The organism is Sphingobacterium sp. UBA5639, assembly GCF_002421245.1.
In the GTDB taxonomy this organism is placed as follows: Bacteria; Bacteroidota; Bacteroidia; order Sphingobacteriales; family Sphingobacteriaceae; genus Sphingobacterium; species Sphingobacterium multivorum.
In genome coordinates this window covers 526,719-545,672 of sequence record NZ_DIJR01000029.1, presented here as the reverse complement: position 1 = coordinate 545,672, position 18,954 = coordinate 526,719, and the positions used below count along the sequence as shown (strand labels likewise).

The following is an 18,954-nucleotide window of genomic DNA, read 5'->3' as shown; positions in this document are numbered from 1 at the left end:
TTAACTTTTATAAGATCTTTTCTACCCAAGCATCCTTAATTTTATTGAGTACCGACTTCTTCGCAAGCTGTGCTTCCTCATTTGTCATGTAGGTATTTAAGATAATTTTCTTTCTATCTTTTTTATTTTTCCCTTCAACTGCCCGTGCTGTTTTATAGCCCATCGCACGAAGACGTTGTGCCTCCTGCTCGGCGCTTGCCATAGTTTTTGCTGATCCAATGACCACCTGGTATCGCGGTTGAGCAACAGGAATGGACTCCTTAATCACAGGATTTGCTTCCAGAACCGGAGGTTTTGCTGCAGCATTGGTCGCTGGTACAGCAGCTGTCTTTTTAACAGAATCGGCTACATTACGCTTAACCAATGAATCGACTTGCTTTAAACTATCGGCTTGCGTATTGGACAAGGTATCAGCAGGTATGATCGGCTTTTGTTGAACAAGGGTATCTGCCGTCTTTACGACAGGTTTGGTCGACCCGAATAACGAATCCTTTAATGCAGGATTGGTGTAAACGACCGCAACAGCAACCATTGCCAGCACAATAATTCCAGTCATCCAATACCAGATCGCATTTGAATTACGCGGCTCTTCCTCATAGATATTTGGTGCATATGCCGAATTGGCGTTAGCCGACGCAATAGCACCGATTTCTTTTTTTGAAGTGATTTCTTCCTCTGGAGTAACCGATTGATTACTACCAGCTATCAAAGCTGCCTCCACAGGTTCAAGCTCCTCCGTTTCCTCTTTTGTTAATGGAGATTCTTCGGTTTCATCATCATTAAGATCATTTGCCAATTCAGTTTCCTGTACAGTCTCATTCAATACAGGATCCTTTACAACGGCCGGCTCGTGTGCTGTTTCAGTTTCCTCTTCAACCTCGATCGTTTCGTCTTGATCATCTGCCGTATCCGAAATAGACTCCCCGACAGGCTCTATGTTATGATCAGCTTCCACTACAGGATCTTCTTCAACAACAGGGTCATCTTCAACAGCTAAGTTCGTAAGTTCTTCTTCTTTCGCTTCTTCCAAAGAAGAAACGACTGTTTCAATCTCTGGTGCAACAAGATTTGTAACGGGCTGGAAATCGAATCCAGATAGATCCAAGGGTTTGAAGACTAAACTTGCGCCATAACTAATCAATAAGCCAAGATCATCCAATTTGACCTGTCCAAATTGCCCCAAATCAGCCCGCAGGTTCTCAACAGTTTCCGACAAGATCTGTTGTGCCTGATTTAGGCCCAAGTTTTCCTGCTGTTGGATATAATGAACAATATTAAACCCATGTTGAGCAGAGTAGTCCAGCTCAACATAAGAAATTGGTGGCAAAAACACATTATTTTGTTTATCGAACTGAGCCGGAGAATGAATTCGTTTGAACACACCTATTCCGGGCACGTATACTTCCGCATAACGTTTTAATAAACTATTGATGTTTTTGCCTAGATTCATCGCGCACTATGTTTAAGATGCAAATTTATAATCTTAATTCGTTAAAACGAATAATTAAGACCACCAATTACATTAAAGCCCAATCTTGGGTAATACATATAACGTTCGTATTCTTTTCCAAAAATGTTATTTGCTTTGACGAAAATACCAAATTGTTTTTTGATTCGGTATTCTGCGCCCGCATTAAGATCAGCAAATGAACCTATTGTTGCCTTATGCCCACTGTTGGCAATACGACTGCCATCTGTGTTATAATCATAAATATATGCATAGGTATTGCCTTGTGTAGAAAGTTCAGCATCTACGAAAAATTTATCGGAAATATTGAAGCGTGCATTAGCTTGCATGCGGAATTTGGGCAAGCCCCATGCTTCTTCCTCATCACTCAATTTATAATCGTCTATATACACTTTTCCGCCTAGATTAACCAGCTGTGAAAGACGTACATTGATTTCTCCTTCCAATCCCATATGTTTAGCCTTATTGATCACGCCATCATAAACGACATCAAAAGCCCAAGGCACATAACCATTTTGACTATCGCCAAATGCACTATTTTTAAATAAAGGCAGTCCTTCAATCTGCTTGTAGAATACCTTTACTTTATAACCAAATGTTGCACCGGCATTTCCTTTTAAACCTGCATAAACATTCATTTTCTCAATCGAGTTGATCATTTTAGCGTTAGGAGCCAAATACGGATTTTCTTTAGCGAAACTACGGAAAGAAGCTTGTTTTACGCCACCATTAATCCCGGCAAACAAAGAGATGTATTCAGGTGCCAATGCAAAATCAGCCTCCACCGATGGGAAAATATTGAATCTTGAGCTATCGCCAAATTCAGAAGTTAAATTCGCACCCAAGGTTACGTTATAGTTGTCGCCCTTAAAACGAATATATGGATTGATAACCGCCAAATGATTTTTTACCTCAGCGCTATCTTTCACGTTATTCATTGTCACGCTTAAATTTGCCCCAACATTGAATGCACTTAAACGCTTATTCAAATAACCGGATAATGCGATCGAATTTTCTTTGGCTTTGTAGGCATCTTTAAACAAATAGCCATCAACTTTTGCGGAATAGCTTAATGCCTGCTCATTCTTCGGATCCACATTACTTGAGAGCTCTCCATTCAAATAGATATCTGTAAAGGTCTGTTTATCCGGAGTTGTATTCAACAAAGTTGTTCCCGATTGGTCAAAAGTCTGACCATAGAAATTCGTTCCATAACGATTGTATCCGATGGTACCTTTAACGGTTACGGCATCCAATACACGGCGACCAAAGATACCGATATCCTGTGTACTGAACTTCTGTCCATCAATATTACCCTTTTGGCTCAAATGCTTTGCAAATAAGCCAAATCGTGTGTTTTCAAACTGCTCAGAAGCTAAATAAGCCTCTCCCAATATACTGTTATAGTTACCGATACCAAATTTGACATAGTTGCTACTATGCTCAAAAGGTTGCGCAAAAGGAATCTCCTGTACATTCAATTGTTTCAACCCCGTATTGATATCCAATTTCTTGTCCAAAATATTGTTGTAGGACAATTTGGGTTGGTATTCCCGTTTGTTGGTCATATCCGGACTGCGGCGGATTTTTACAGCATCCGCAAGAATTGGTTTATAATCACGAACAACATCAAAAGAATCGATAGTGACCGGTTTTTCAGGATCATTCTTCTTGCCTGTTTCCTGTGCAAAAGAATTCAATCCCACGCCCATCAAAAGCGCTGCTAAAGTATATTTCTTCACGTTTCTATTTTGCAACTTCTTCATTGTATCCTATTTCTTTTTGTTGTTCAATTTATTTAGACGTTCTTTTGCTGCTGGCAAAATATCATCTTTCGCATCATAGTTATCCACAATCGATTCAAGTGTAGCTTTTGCTTGGAAAGTATCCCCCTTACCTGCATAAGCATCTGCCATAGTGATAAAACTTTTCGCTACCCAATATTCGTACGAAGAGAAATTATCAGATAGATCCATAGCTGTCTTAATACAAGCATCGTATTGTTTATTTTCCAATTGAAGCACTGCAACATTGTATTTTGCTTCTGCACCGAAGACGGTACGGCTCTTCAATGCTGCTAAACTGAATTCTTTCATGGCTTCAGTTTTCTTATTCTGCTTCACATAACATTTGCCGGCATACAAGAAGGCATTTGCGATCTCCTCTTCCGAAGACTTCTCGTAATTCTTGACAGCATTGGTATAATTTAAGGCTTCTTTATAATCCCCAATCTGAAAATAAGAGACCATTAAGTTATTGATTGCGAAACCATAGTTAGCCTTATACTCAGAAGTAAGCTCCAGTTTTTTCAACAACTGTGTCGCTTCGTTATATTTCTTTTGTTTCAAATATAAATTGGAAACCGAAATCAACGTGCGTTCTGTATAAGGAGACGTCCAGTCATTCAAGATAATATTGTAATCATGTAATGCATCTTCTGTATTACCCAGAGCTGCGTTACTTTCAGCACGAACAAAACGTGCATATTTCTCTTGATTTGGTTTCGGGAATTTGTCGAAATATGCATTTACAGCTTCCACCGCCCCTTGATAATTACCTCTGGAGAATAAAGTCGTCGCAGTCGAGAATGAGCGTGAATCTTGTTCAGATTTCGAAACGTCACCTAAATTTGTTCCCGTTGCATATTTGATATATCCTGTTGCATCGCCTTTGTCCAAATAGATGTTCTCAATGGAACGCATGGCCTGTCTTGCTTCATCTGTTGATGCATATTGGTCAACTACACGTTGGAAAGTTGCCAATGCAGCATCATTGTTATCTTGATTATATTGAACCAGACCAATCGTCACCAAAGCACGTGGCACATAACTACTGCGCGGATATTTTTCAACCATTGTTTGAAGGCCTGCAATTGCCTGATCACTTTCTCCCATCAAGAAACGTGTATAAGGAATCTCAAAAGCAATATCGTCGGCATAATTCGAACTCGGGAATTGCGCAATAACAGCATTCAATGTTGAAATTTTACCATTGTTATCCCCTTGTAATCCTTGAATAATACCACGTTGGAATAAAGCGTAATCCTGACTAGGAGCTTTAGAAGAGATTAACTTATTGTATTCTGTTAATGCTCTACCGTAGTTTTTCGAAGAGAAATAAGAATCACCTAAGCGTGCAATTGCATCATTACGTGTATTCATTTCAATTCCTTTCGAACCACCAGACGCTAAGAAACGCTCGAAGTAATTTGCCGCCGTGCTGTAGTTACCATTACGGAAAGCCGCATAGGCTAACGCATAATTGGCATAGCCATACACATCCGTTTTGCTAGCTCCCGGCAAGCGTAAGAATTTATTGAAATTTGTAACCGCTTCACCATATTTACGAACTTCGTACATGGCTTCCGCTTTCCAATAGGTGGCTAAAGCGTAAATTTCCTCGTCATAACGGAACTCTTCGGAGCGCATGAATAGGGAAATTGCATTTTCAAAAGCACGCTCGTTATAATATTCCAAACCTCTGTAGTAGGTTACCTTTTGATAAGCTGCGTTTGCTTCTTTTCCACGTTTAGGGATAGATTCCAAAATATCAACTGCTTCGCGGTAGTTTTTTGTACTCAACAATACTTCAGCAAGTAAAGTTTTCGCTTCCTCCAAACGTTTCGATTTTGGATACGTTTTCAAGTATTCTTGTGTAGAAGCCAAAGCCACTTGGTGGAATTCCAACTCATACGAAAGCTTAGCATAGTTGAATAAGCCCTCTTCTTGCATTGCCGGATCAAAATCCAATTTCGAAGCCCGGAAAAATGCATTACGCGCAGATTGCTTATTGCCTTTCTTCAAGAAAGCATCACCTAGGGTAATCATCGCAGACTGATAATAAGCGTCAGGCTCGGTCATTTTTTCCAATTCCGTGATCGCTTTATCGTAATCCTTCAATTTGTAAGCGATGTAACCGATTTGGTAGCTATCCTGATTATTCTGCGTCTTACCTTGATCTTGTGCCTGGAATTTATCGTAATACTCTTTTGATGTTTTTAAATCACCTTTGATAAAGTATGTTGCCGCTATAATACGGAACATCTCTGTTTCATTTTCTTGTTTTGTCCGCGACAAAATTGGCAATGCATAATCCAATACATCGTCGTAGCGTTTATCCAAGAAATACAAAGCAGTGATATAATAGGGGTAACTATTTTCGAATTGTTTGGATCCATTCAAACGCTCAAATTCATTCAACGCCGTTTTATACTCGGCGTCTAAGTAAGAAAGATACGCGTAATAATAGATGGAAGCTTCCTGAAATTCAGTTTTTTGATCTTTCAATCCTTCAAATAATGGTTTCGCCGTTTTATAGTCTTTAGTCATAAAGGAAGCGTATCCATATTTAAAGCGATATTCTACATTTTCTTTACCTGCTAAATTTTTGCTATCGATCTTATTAAACCACTCTAAGGCCTTAACATAATCTTTTTTAGCATAATAGGATTTACCGATTTGAAAATAAGCTGCTTTAGCATTTGCACTGACAGGGAAATCCTTAATGTATTTCAGAAAACGGTTTTCGGCATCAGATTCGCCCAATTCCAGTGCGCAAACTGCTTGATAATACCGTACGTTCTCTTTCAACAAAGAAAGTTCCTCTGTTTCGTCCAATTGCAAGTTGGATTTTGTCCGCAAAGCTTCAACACGGTCAAATTGGGCTGAAGCAGAACTAAATTTTCCGCGTTCATACAATTCCATTCCTGTTTTGTACGCCTTGTTGATTTGTTGCCATTCTGTCTGTTGCGCTAATGCTGGCGTCGCCATAACGGTTAATGCAACTCCCACCTGGTAAATCTTCTTATACATAATATGTGAAACCTTAATATGTTATTTATCTGCAAATGTAAATGAATCTCCCTCCAACCCGCGATAAATTTGCTTTAACCGGCGAATTTATCAAAAGCTTCTCAGCCATGAAAGGCTTTAAGATAGCCCCAAATTTATTGAAAATCAATTCAAATCTCCACTTCTTAGGGAGATAGTTTTATTCATTTTACTAAATTATACTTTAATTGAGCTATTTTACACAAAAGTTATTAACATCTGTGAATAATCCTGTATTATAACGGAAATTTTGCACAAAAAATATGCCCGACAAAAAATAAAGTCAGGCATACTATTGTAGCATTAGAAAACAGTGTTATTTAGTCTCCCACGTGCATTAACGCAGGGCGAAACCAATTTCAACTATCCGCGTTGCCCTGCTAGTAGATACAAGACAGCCATGCGCACAGCAACACCATTTTCAACCTGATCCAAAATAATTGAATGTTCGCTGTCCGCGACATCCGATGTGATTTCGACCCCTCGATTGATTGGTCCGGGGTGCATAATTGTAATTGGCTTCTCTAAAGAATCCAAAATCTCTTTATTCAATCCATATAGCATGGAATATTCTCTTAAGGAAGGGAAATAGGCAATATCCTGACGCTCCAATTGAATCCGTAACATATTTGCAACATCGCACCAGTTCAGCGCTTTTCTCAAATCATGCTCTACCTTTACACCCAATGAGGTAATATGTTTAGGAATTAATGTGGTCGGACCACAAACCATCACTTCAGCACCTTGCTTTTGAAGACATAAGATATTCGACAAGGCAACGCGTGAATGTGTGATATCCCCAACAATAGCTACTTTACGACCAGCTACATCGCCATAGCGTTCACGAATTGAAAATGAATCAAGCAAAGCTTGTGTAGGGTGTTCATGTGCTCCGTCACCTGCATTGACAATCTGTGCATCAACATGTTTACTTAGAAATACCCCAGCCCCAGCATAGGGATGTCGCATTACAATCATATCAACCTTCATGGCCAGAATATTGTTCACCGTATCGATGAGTGTCTCCCCCTTACTTACGGAAGAGGAGGATGCTGCAAAATTCACGATATCCGCAGAAAGCCTCTTTTCAGCTAGTTCAAAAGACAAGCGTGTACGTGTAGAATTTTCAAAAAACACGTTGGCAATCGTAATATCCCGTAATGACGGAACCTTTTTAATTGGCCTATTTAATACCTCTTTGAAATTACTTGCTGTATCCAGGATCAATTGGATATCGTTCTCATTTAGATCTTTGATCCCCAATAAATGGCGGGTACTTAATTGTTCTGCTACAGATGACATTTTATAGTATATTCAAATATTTACTAATCATTTTTTTTCTGAAAGTGTCTGATCTTATTGGCCAGAAAGAACCTTCAGTTTGCTTTCATTGCTGTTGGCGTCTGCGAAGTCATGAAGGTTTTATTGAAAGTGCCTGTTTCCAAAGGTCAACAATAACCTTCAGTATCGTCATGACACCGCTATTAATCGCTAGCTGACGCATTCTTTTCTGTAATCAAGATAATACTATCCTGATCCTCTGATTCTTTCCAGTTAACAATTACTTTTTGTGAATCAATAGAATCTACCTGTATTCCGATATAATCGGGCTGAATAGGGATCTGTCTAGAAAACCGGCGATCGACCAAAACAAGCAATTCTATTCTTCTTGCACGGCCAAATGCCTGCACAGCATCCATTGCCGCACGAATAGTACGTCCTGTCCATAAGACATCATCTATAAAGATCACCTCTTTACCTTCTACAATAAAATTGATATTTGTGCTATTTGCTAAGATTGGACCAGTATTCCCTTTCGTACGGAAGTCATCGCGATAAAAGGTAATATCCAAATCGCCAACTAAAATCTCTTTTCCGATCATTTGTTCAAGCTCTTTGACGATGCGTCTCGCTAAGAAAGTTCCTCGGGGTTGAATACCTATGACGACAGCATTTGAAAAATCACCGTGATTCTCAATCAATTGACGACATAGTCTTTGAATTGTGATTTGAAATTTTGGTCCGTCTAATAAAATCGACTGTTTCATTATGGGAATGTTTGAGCAAAGCTACACTTTTTTTAACAAAAACGAAGCCATGAAGGGCAATTAATTTCAATATTTGCATCCAACTGGCACAATAACAAAAAGTGATTTAAACAAAGATTATCTTCCTTTCCGGGAAATTTACAAAGCCATTATTCCAGCACATTACCAGATTTTGAAGTTATATACAATACGCATTGCCAACCATTTACAGCAAATTCCATAGCATCTTAAGTTATACTGGGAGATTATTCGTCGAGCTGGGCAGGTTTATTATTGCGTGCGAAAAAATATACCGGTACACCGATTAATACAAGGATAAAGCCGGGCCAGGTATATTGTGGCTTATAGATAATTAATAATACACAAAATACAGTACCGATCAGCAGGTACAAGATCGGAGTGACAGGAAATAGAAATGTCTTATAGGAACGTTCCAAATCAGGTCTCCGGACACGTTGAATAATAACACCCAACACTGTAATCATATAAAATATAACAATAACAAAAGATATCATATCCAGCAAGTTGCCATATTGTCCGCTTAGACAAAGTAATGAAGCCCAGATCCCCTGAAGCCATAATGATCGTGCAGGCACATCATATTTGTTATTGGGAATCGCCTGTTTCAGAAACAGTCCATCTTTTGCCATGGTCTGAAAAACACGCGCTCCTGAAAGCGCAAGTCCGTTCACACAACCAAAGGTCGAGATCATGACCAAAATTGCCATCGCTACCGTGCCACTATGTCCCAATATTTTTTCAGCGGCTGCAATAGCTACCCGATCATTGGCTGCAAAAGCAATTTCCTCTCGATTTAATGCCGCCAGGTAAATGTAATTACAACTTATATAGAGCAACATCACCAGGCTCGTCCCAATAACCAATGCCCGAACGACATTACGCTGCGGATTAACAATTTCCCCGGAAACAAACGTTACATTTTCCCAGGCTACACTGCTAAATACAGAACCTACCATGGCAGCAGCTAATGCCCCCATCAGTACGCCACCCGAGATCTGCGACCAGCCTGTACCTTTCAAATTTTGAAAAGAGTCCCAGCCATAAGCCATATTTTCTGAAAAATGATTTTCTTTAATCAAAAACAGACCACCTAAAATCAGTAAAATCAAGGCAATAATTTTTGCTGAGGTAAAGAAAGATTGAACAGCTTTTCCACTCTTGATCCCTCTTGTATTGATATAAGTAAGGAGAATAATAACACCCATAGCAACAATCTGTATCCAGGTAATCTTAAACTCTCCACGCTGAAATAACGGTGCTGCATCATTTAGCTGAGGAATGAGATAGGCCGTAAACTTACCAAAGGCAACAGCTACAGCTGCTATAGTCCCCGTTTGAATAACTGTAAATAAGCTCCAGCCATATAAAAAGCCGATTGGCTTCCCAAATATTTCTGTCAGATAAGTATATTGTCCACCAGCCTTCGGATACATCGACGACAATTCGCCATAGCAGATTGCCGCCGCAACAGTGGCCAATGCGGTCAATAACCAAACTATCGCCAACCAATATCCGGACCCCAGCTGCCGCATCATATCACTCGATACAATAAAAATACCGCTTCCGATCATCGATCCCATGACCAGCATCACTGCATCCCACAATTTTAATTGACGTTTCATCATAACTTAAGCTTGGTTTTATATGGCGTTAAGCTAAGAAAAAATAATCAAAAAAAAGCTGCCCTTTCCTACATCGCATCAAAAAGTATTTCTCCTTTTCGAATGCCTGCAGTAAAGGGCAGCTCCTTTGGATAAGATGATGTCTCTAATTGTTACTCAACACCATACTGTTGTTTATACGATTTTTCTAAATCGGTCACTTGCTGTAGCAATTGTTTTTCCGAAGTAGAGGCTAAAATACTCTTATAGGCTCCCAAAGCACGTAAAGCCGTTCCAATATTGGAATATTCAAGCTCAGGTTTCGTTTGAGCAATATCTTGGTACCAACGCATATTTTGGGTCATAAACTTCAAATTGCGGTTTACGATCTCATTCGCACGCTTCGTTTCACCAGTTTCATACAGCACATTGACAATTGGAATATAGCCTAAAATATCGCGCATTAAATAAACACGTTTTGGCATTTTCTCGTACGTTTCAACAGCGACTTTGCGCGCCTCATCCTTATGACCTTCCATCATCAACTGTGTCGCTGTACCACCCATTACGGTATTTGTAATCATGGTAATCATGCGGTAAGATTCAGGATCCAGGTACGAAGCATGTGCCATATTACCCCATTGGTATTTCGTTGTAATGTCTTTATAAGCAGACTGTGTATCAACCAATGTACCTTCCGCCCCGGCAGGAGTTGCAATCGGCATTAAACGCAGTGCAAAGCCCTCTTGGACCAGATATTTATCTAAACCAAGGTAGTTATCATTTGGAACTGTTGCCGCAAAATAAATTGGACGTTTCCAATCGTTATTCAACAATACGTTTAAGATTGATAATTCTGCCCTAGAGATATAATTTCTATTGTAGGTCCAGCTCATGGTATCGACAATAGATTCTTGCCAAGCTTTAGGAACGACATTATTTTTCAGAACAGATTCTTTATTCACCGGAAGGCTAAAGTTTTTGGTTGGCAAGAAGTTTTCAAACTTACCACCTCTCAATTCCAATTTGTTCTTCTGGTCGTCAGACAATAAAATCTGCATGATCAAATCCAGATCCACATGTCCGGGAACCTTCATATCCTGATAATAAAGCACTTCGCGAACGCCTTTTTTGAATTTTTCGTCATCGATATTGATCGGTAAACCTTCGGCCTGATTCACTTTTTGCTTCATCTGGCGCATATACCAGTCCGAACTCAATAAACTTAAGTTCACCACGCGTACATCTGGACGATAATTTTCAACTTCCTGTACATACCACAAAGGATAGGTATCATTATCGCCGTAAGTAAATAAAATCGCATTCGGTGCACAAGATGCTAAATAGTTTTTCGCTAAATCACGTGCAGTTGTTTTCTCCGAACGATCGTGATCATCCCAGTTTTGGAAGCCCAGCAATACCGGAGCACCCAATAAACAAGCAACTGTAGCAGCACCGGCCGCTACTTTACCATCCACTTTTTTGCTTAAATAATCCGCGATAGCGAAAACCCCAAGCCCGATCCAGATGGCAAAGGCATAAAAAGAACCTGCATACGCATAGTCACGTTCCCGCGGTTGAAGCGGACTTTGATTTAAATATAAAACAATTGCTAATCCTGTAAAGAAAAACAACAGCCCCACAATTCCCGCATCACGTTGTCTCTTTCCAAAATGCCAAAAGGCACCGATTAGACCGATGATCAAAGGCAAGAAATAATATTTGTTATTCGAAGGATCAGTCTTCAATGAATCTGGAATGGCATTTTGTCCACCGACATGCATTTGGTCTACAGGTTTAGCACCTGAAATCCAATTACCCTCCGTAAACGAACCCTGACCTTGTTGGTCATTTTGACGACCGGCAAAATTCCATAAGAAATAACGGCCGTACATATGTCCGATCTGATAACTGAAAAAGAATTTCAGGTTATCGCCAAAAGTCGGCGACTGTCCTTCCGGGATTTTTAAGTAATCACGATAATATTCAATATGTCCCTGATCTCGTGAACTGTAGACACGCGGAAAAAACATGGTTTTATCGTATTTATAATCCATGCCGTTCTCCACTTTTGTATACTTGTCCTTGTCTTTTCTGTACGTATACGTCGGCTCGGCATCAACTACCTGCGCATCAAATGTAGGTCCGTTTAAAAGAGGCTCACTTGCATATTGCTCACGACCAAGATAGCTTACAAAAGAAAATGCATTATCTGGATCACTGTTATTTAACGTCGGATTTGCTTTTGCACGTACCATAATCATGGCAAAAGAGCTATAACCAAAAATGATAAATGCTGCACTGATCAAGATCAGATTTAGCATCGGTTTGACCTTTTTGATTGAATACCAGATACCATATACGAAAAGAGCCACCGCTAAAATCATGAATAAGTTAAATCCAGTACCGAAGCCCATTCCCAGACTATTCACAAAGAACAGGTCAAAATAGGCTGCCGCTTTAACGGTGTATTGAATGATACCCCATAAAATGAGCGCCAAAACAACGACACCGATCAAGAAAGCTTTGATGGCTCCTGATGACGTGACTGTTTTCGAACGTTTAAAATAGATCACCAAAGCTATTGCCGGGATCACCAAAAGGTTCAATAAGTGAACACCTATAGAAAGCCCCATCACGTAAGCGATAAAGATCAACCAACGATCTGAACCAGCTTCATCGGCGTGGTTTTCCCATTTTAGAATTCCCCAAAATACAACCGCCGTACATAAAGAAGACATGGCATATACTTCGGACTCTACCGCTGAGAACCAAAAGGTATCCGTAAATGCATAAGCCAATGCACCAACAGCGCCCGAGCCGAATATTTTGATTAAATCGGTTGATGTATATGATCCATCAACACCCTTTACAACGATTTTCTTTGCTAAAGCTGTAATTGTCCAAAATAAAAACAAAATGGTCAGACCACTACATACCGCCGATCCTACATTCATCCAGAACGCAATTCGTGTAACATCTCCACCGGCAAGGTTTGAGAATATATTTTGAATCATTAAGAATAAAGGTGCTCCTGGCTGGTGCACAATTTGAAGTTTAAAGGCTGAAGCGATAAACTCGCCACAGTCCCACCAGCTCGTCGATCGTTCGGCAGTCATGACATACGCTAATGTTGCTATTAGCGCACATATCCATCCTAAAAGATTGTTGATTTTAGTATAGTTCATAAAATGATAACTGTAAAAAGTATTATAATACGGCTCGAAAATAAGGATAAGTTAATAAGAAATGAACTTTATTCTGATTTTTTAACACATATTAATTGAAAAAATTTCATTACGCGATCTAATATTGGCGACAAAGAAAGCACGTCCAAGTATACTTGTACACTTTACAACGTGTTGATGGGATCTCCTTACCGAAAAAAAAGGTTAGCACACTGAATTTTCAGGAGCAAACAAAAATTATTTCTTTGAAAATCAGCCCTAATACACTTTTGAGTTCATTTTTATTTGCAGAAATAAGAATAGTCCGTATATTTGCATCATCAAATGTGAACGACATCATCACGATAGCAATCACTTTTGAATTGTTTGTCCGATAGTATAAGGGTAGTACAACAGTTTTTGGTTCTGTTTGTCTTGGTTCGAATCCAGGTCGGACAACAAACAATAGAAAAGGCTTGCAAATGCAAGCCTTTTCTGCGTTATATGCAAGGCTTATTATTTATAAAAGGGTTTAGATTTTTTTAAATTTACATTTTGATTTTTAAAACAAATCTCTATCTTTGCGTCGTCAAAAAGAGAAAAGCGGAAACGTTGACTTTTTAGAGACATTGTCCGATAGTATAAGGGTAGTACGACAGTTTTTGGTTCTGTTTGTCTTGGTTCGAATCCAGGTCGGACAACTTTTAAAGTTAAGGTATATGGATTGTGAAAACAATCCATTTTTTTTAATGTTTAACTTTAAAAAACAGTAAGGGAATAAAAATATTGAATAAACGACAATACAATAACCCAACATAAATATACAAAACCATGCCTTTGCAATTCAACACGGTTAAACTATTTGCAGGTTCTGGCACTACAGAACTAGCCGAAAAAATCGCACAATCTTACGGGAAACCACTAGGAGACAAAACATTATCGCGTTTTAGCGACGGTGAGATTCAACCATTCTACAATGAATCAGTTCGCGGAAGTGATGTATTCATCATCCAATCTACCAACCAACCTACCGACAATCTTTTTGAATTATTATTGATGACAGATGCAGCGAAGAGAGCTTCAGCGCATTATATCACAGCGGTAGTCCCTTACTTTGGTTTCGCAAGACAAGATCGAAAAGACAAACCAAGAGTTGCTATTGGCGCAAAAATGATCGCCAATCTGTTGACTGCAGCTGGTATCCACCGTATCATGACAATGGACCTACACGCAGCACAAATCCAAGGTTTTTTCGATATCCCTGTTGACCATTTGGATGGTTCTATCATTTTTGTCCCTTACATCAAATCGTTAAAACTTCCGAACCTAACGATTGCTTCCCCAGATATGGGTGGCTCATACAGAGCGCGTACCTTTGCTAAATTTTTCAATGCAGAAGTTATTATCTGTGACAAACGTCGTAAACGTGCAAACGAAATCGAATCGATGTCTATCATCGGTGACGTAACAGGTCAGGACGTTGTTTTGATCGATGACATCTGTGATACTGCTGGTACACTTTCAAAAGCAGCAGCACTTATCATGGAAAATGGTGCAAAATCCGTAAGAGCCGTTTGTACACATGCAGTGTTATCCGGAAAGGCATATGAAACAATTGAAAACTCGGTATTGTCAGAAATGATCGTAACAGATACCATTCAATTGGATCCAGAAAAAGCAAAACAATCGACTAAAATTAAAGTATTATCAACGGCTGATTTATTTGCAAAAGCAATCACCAGTGTAAATCAACACTCTTCAATCTCTGATTTATTTGAAGTAGAATAATCTTTGCGTTTTAGATTCTAGATATTGGACCTTGGTACAGAAAGCATTCAGCTCAACGGCCAAGGTCTTTTTTATATTGCACAACCAACCTCCGCCCTTTCAAAAAAACAACAAAGATTTAAAAACACTCTTCGCGTGGCACTTATCTTTTAATCACAGTCGAAAAGTCCATTTTTATCCAATATAGTAAGTTAGCGAGTGGTTGCCATCAACTGCTATAACGATAGGAGATTTACAGGGATATAACAGGGGCTTAGCAGGGGGTAAATCCCTGTTATACCCCTGCTAACCCCCTGTTAAATGAGTCTTATTTCAGTTTTAATATAGGAAGTGGTATCAATTTGGTCATACATTAGGGTAAACAAGTAGCCATGAACAGGCTTAGTCATGAACATGGAAAATCGAAAACATGGAATAAGTGCCTGTTCTCGAACCAATAACAATCGTATTTTTTTGATAATATCAGAAATTAGATTATCTTTGCACCTCAAATTTATAAAAAATTAAAAGATGAAATCAATTGCTATTAGCGGTTCTGTAAGACAGAACGTAGGGAAAAGAGATGCAAAAGAATTGCGTTACCAAGGTTTAGTACCAGCAGTACTTTACGGTGGTACAGAGCAAACAGCTCTTTCTGTATCCGCAGCTGATTTGAAACCAGTTCTTTACACTGCAGACGTAATCATTGTTGAATTAAACATTGACGGTCAAACTAAAAGAGCTATCGTTCAAGACGCACAATTCCACCCATTAACTGATTTAGTTACACACGTTGACTTTTTAGAATTATTTGATGATAAAGAAGTATCATTGAATATCCCTATCAAATTAACAGGAACTTCTCCAGGTGTTAAAATGGGGGGTAAATTAGTTCAAAAATTACGTAATTTACGCGTAAAAGCATTACCAGCAAACTTGCCACAAGAAATTGCCGTACCAATGGAATCTTTAGAAGTTGGTAAATCAGTTCGTGTAGGTCAAATTCAATTGGAAAACGCAAAAGTATTGAACAATGCTGATGATACAATCGTATCAGTAATCATGTCTCGTGCATTGCGTCAAGCTGAACAAGAAGCTGCTAAAGCATCTAAAGGTGGTAAAAAATAATCTGAGCAAGATTTTAAAATACTACAGAAAGCACCGAAATTCGGTGCTTTTTTTGTTTATTAAATTTCTATTTTTGCAGCATGAATTATCTTATCGTTGGATTAGGCAACATTGGCAGTGAATATGCCGATACACGACATAATATTGGTTTTATGGTTGCCGACGAGCTGGTTAAACAGGCTGGCGCCAGTTTCTCCTTGCTCAAGTTGGCCTACTATAGCGAATTTAAGCAACGGGGGCACAATGTTACTGTGATTAAACCTACAACTTACATGAACTTAAGTGGCAAGGCCGTCAACTACTACATGCAACAATGCAAAGTTCCAATTCAGAATGTATTGGTGATTGTAGATGATCTGGCCATTCCATTTGGCTCGCTACGCATGAAACCCAAAGGAAGCAGCGCCGGTCATAACGGACTTAAATCCATAGAACAGCTTTGTGGCGGACAGGTTTATCCGCGCTTACGTTTCGGTATTGGCGATAATTACCCAAAAGGTAGACAAGTCGATTATGTACTAGGTCCTTTTGACAAAGAGGAACAAGCTGAACTACCGGCTTTAATTGACCATTCTGTTAAAATGATCCAGAGTTTTATCAATATCGGCATCGAGCTGACGATGACAAATCTGAATACAAAATAAGTCAGAAAAAGCCGAATATATCGGCTTTTTCCTGTGTAACTCTTGTGCTTTTATTGTATCGACCTTGTCTATTTCTTAATCGCTTCACCTTGTTCCTTCCCCAACTCAGTCTTAATTACTTTTCTCACTTTTCCCGATAGACGGTCCTTTACATCAGAAGATATTTCAGGGTGTTCCTTTACATAAGACTTGGTGTTCACAATGATGACGCCATTATCCGCCTGATCACCATATAGTGCAGTAGCATTTTGATCTTTTAAGATCGTAATGTTATCAATTGTATTCGGATCCAAATCTTTGATTTTTTTGTCTGCGGCAATTTCTCCGTCGACAACAAATAGTGGATTGCCCTTAGCTCCATGAACTCTGCGAAATTTAATATTACGGGCAGCGACTTTTCCAGATCCATCATCTGTCAATCGGATGATATTTCCAGGGATTCCCTGCGCTCGGCCCTTGAGCTCGGGTTCGTTCGCATCTTCTTTTTTATAACCCATTACAACAACTTCCGAGAGGTTTCCATTCACCTTCATCTTGTCAACGTTACCTGCATCTTCTTTTTTATCATAAGTAAAAGTAAGGGTCTGATTTGTGATCTTTGGTGAACCATTTTTCTTCAACTTAACAAGAATAACTCCGTTCTTCCCTTTTTCACCATATATTGATGCAGCATTATTTTTAATCACATCAATCGATTGGATTTCCGTCCCCGGAATGGCAGACATAATGGTTGAATTAACTTCCTTTCCTTCCACAATATAAAGCGGTTCACTTCTAGGGTCTGCATTGGCACGAACCTCTATCCCAATAGTATTTCCTTTCAATCTAGTCGCGTCTTTACCAATATGAGCTCCTTCTTTCAATTCCACTTCAAGGATGCCATCTTTCCCAACATCTTCACCATACTTATCAATAGCAGCCTTACCCTGTAATACCGAGACTGACGCTATAGCATTTGGATCGATATCATCTACAGTAAACGTTTTTTCCTGCACAATACCATTCATAACACAGCGCAATTTCTTTTGCGCTATATCCGAATGTTGTTGCATCTCGACAGTATTGGCCAAAACTGCTCCGCCAGCAATATCAATTGAAGACTTCGTCCGATACTTGATCAGATCACTATCATTCGAAAACCAGTACTTTGCCAGTTTTCCTTCAGGAATAGCCAAAAACTCTGCTTTAGAGACCAATTTATTATCCACAAAATACTTTTGATCTTTAGAGAAATCAATAGCGGATCTCTTGATTTCCGTAAAATCTTTTGTCTCCACTTGATGTGATTTAGCCAAAGTATCCGTTAACGAAGTAGCCTTCATATTTGATTGATCTGTCTGAGATCTTAAATCAACTGTTGGCAACGGAATAGGTAATACAGTTTCATTTGCCTTCTCAACGACCCCCTCAATACTACCCTCCGCTTTACTTACTGTAAATGCTGCTCCCGTCAACAAAAATATGGGTAAAAGAAAGGCGTATTTACTAAGCTCTATTTTCGATGATCGCTTCTTGTTCATCATCATAATACGACGTTTTAAAAGTTTAAAATTAAATTGATTGCTCAATCCTACTGAAGTGCCCTTTTTGGACACATTCAATAGGCTGTATTGGTACGTCTGCTTGTCAATTCCTTTATCGAGAACCTGTTGATCAGTCAAGAACTCCAAATTTTGGCGAATGGCCCTGCGCATGAGCCAGACGAAAGGATTGTACCAACAACACACCAATATCATTTCAAACAATAAAATATCCAAACTGTGAAGGCCTTTCACATGAATATCCTCATGCTTAAAAATATCTTTTAGCTCAGCATCCAGATGCTGGTCTTTGTTGACATAGATTTTATTCAAAAACGAAAACGGAACAATAGGAATCAGTACATTCCGAAATAGATACGTCCGCCATTGATCGGACCTCGAATTCAGATGAATTCGCAATAAACTCAATAATTGAAATACAAATTTTAATAACAATAAAACAGCACCGGCCATAAATACGATTTCCACCAACCTCCCTAATGTCAGCTGCTGTTGAACCTCCGGTTCCATCATATAAAGCGAAATTTGCTCGCCTACGACCCCCATATTCAATCCGCGCTGTACAAACAAAGACTTTAAATCCAAAAATGGATACAGGAAAGCAAATAGCCCCCCTACTAAGAAGTAGGCTCTATTTAAAAAATAGAACGTCAAGCCTTTCAACAGTCCAATATATCCCAGATAGATAATACCCAACAACAGATTGAGTTGTATAATATAGGTTAGTAGACTTTCCATGC

At 39.1% G+C, this 18,954-nt stretch carries 11 protein-coding genes; 3 read left to right on the top strand and 8 right to left on the bottom strand.

Features of this window, described 5'->3' with window-relative positions:
• Positions 1-7 precede the first annotated feature (7 nt).
• The 7 genes from B4Z90_RS19115 to B4Z90_RS19085 all read right to left on the bottom strand — a co-directional run bounded on the left by B4Z90_RS19115 (position 8) and on the right by B4Z90_RS19085 (position 13,155).
• Positions 8-1,450, bottom strand: a complete 1,443-nt coding sequence (locus B4Z90_RS19115; RefSeq protein ID WP_112374859.1) for an SPOR domain-containing protein — start codon at positions 1,448-1,450, stop codon at positions 8-10.
• A gap of 41 nt (positions 1,451-1,491) precedes the next feature.
• Complete coding sequence (locus B4Z90_RS19110) at positions 1,492-3,234, bottom strand: TonB-dependent receptor (RefSeq protein WP_046672750.1); 1,743 nt, start codon at positions 3,232-3,234, stop codon at positions 1,492-1,494.
• Between the two features lie 6 nt (positions 3,235-3,240).
• Entirely contained in the window at positions 3,241-6,279 is a 3,039-nt protein-coding gene (locus B4Z90_RS19105; protein ID WP_115046620.1) for a tetratricopeptide repeat protein, read from the bottom strand.
• A 381-nt stretch (positions 6,280-6,660) separates the two neighbouring features.
• The gene (locus B4Z90_RS19100; protein ID WP_046672752.1) at positions 6,661-7,599 is read right to left on the bottom strand and encodes an aspartate carbamoyltransferase catalytic subunit; all 939 of its coding nucleotides are present in this window, start codon (positions 7,597-7,599) and stop codon (positions 6,661-6,663) included.
• A gap of 182 nt (positions 7,600-7,781) precedes the next feature.
• A complete protein-coding gene (pyrR, locus tag B4Z90_RS19095; protein ID WP_286802995.1) occupies positions 7,782-8,345 on the bottom strand; it encodes a bifunctional pyr operon transcriptional regulator/uracil phosphoribosyltransferase PyrR in 564 nt (187 codons plus the stop codon).
• 245 nt (positions 8,346-8,590) lie between these two features.
• Positions 8,591-9,991 (bottom strand): APC family permease, encoded by a 1,401-nt coding sequence (locus B4Z90_RS19090; RefSeq protein WP_286802993.1) that lies wholly within the window; start codon positions 9,989-9,991, stop codon positions 8,591-8,593.
• 149 nt (positions 9,992-10,140) lie between these two features.
• A complete protein-coding gene (locus B4Z90_RS19085; RefSeq protein WP_286769493.1) occupies positions 10,141-13,155 on the bottom strand; it encodes a DUF2723 domain-containing protein in 3,015 nt (1,004 codons plus the stop codon).
• Between the two features lie 810 nt (positions 13,156-13,965).
• On the opposite strand from B4Z90_RS19085, the gene B4Z90_RS19080 reads away from it, so the two are divergent.
• The 3 genes from B4Z90_RS19080 (at position 13,966) to pth (ending at position 16,673) form a co-directional block, all read left to right on the top strand.
• Complete coding sequence (locus B4Z90_RS19080; protein ID WP_046672755.1) at positions 13,966-14,922, top strand: ribose-phosphate pyrophosphokinase; 957 nt, start codon at positions 13,966-13,968, stop codon at positions 14,920-14,922.
• A 510-nt stretch (positions 14,923-15,432) separates the two neighbouring features.
• Positions 15,433-16,029: a 50S ribosomal protein L25/general stress protein Ctc gene (locus B4Z90_RS19075; protein WP_046672756.1), complete on the top strand. Its 597-nt coding sequence runs from the start codon at positions 15,433-15,435 to the stop codon at positions 16,027-16,029.
• Between the two features lie 80 nt (positions 16,030-16,109).
• Positions 16,110-16,673 carry an aminoacyl-tRNA hydrolase gene (pth, locus tag B4Z90_RS19070; protein ID WP_070561240.1) on the top strand — a complete coding sequence of 188 codons (564 nt, stop codon included), beginning with the start codon at positions 16,110-16,112 and terminating at the stop codon, positions 16,671-16,673.
• Between the two features lie 68 nt (positions 16,674-16,741).
• Here pth and B4Z90_RS19065 read toward each other — a convergent pair whose 3' ends face one another.
• The gene (locus B4Z90_RS19065) at positions 16,742-18,952 is read right to left on the bottom strand and encodes a M56 family metallopeptidase (RefSeq protein ID WP_286802990.1); all 2,211 of its coding nucleotides are present in this window, start codon (positions 18,950-18,952) and stop codon (positions 16,742-16,744) included.
• Positions 18,953-18,954: the final 2 nt, after the last annotated feature.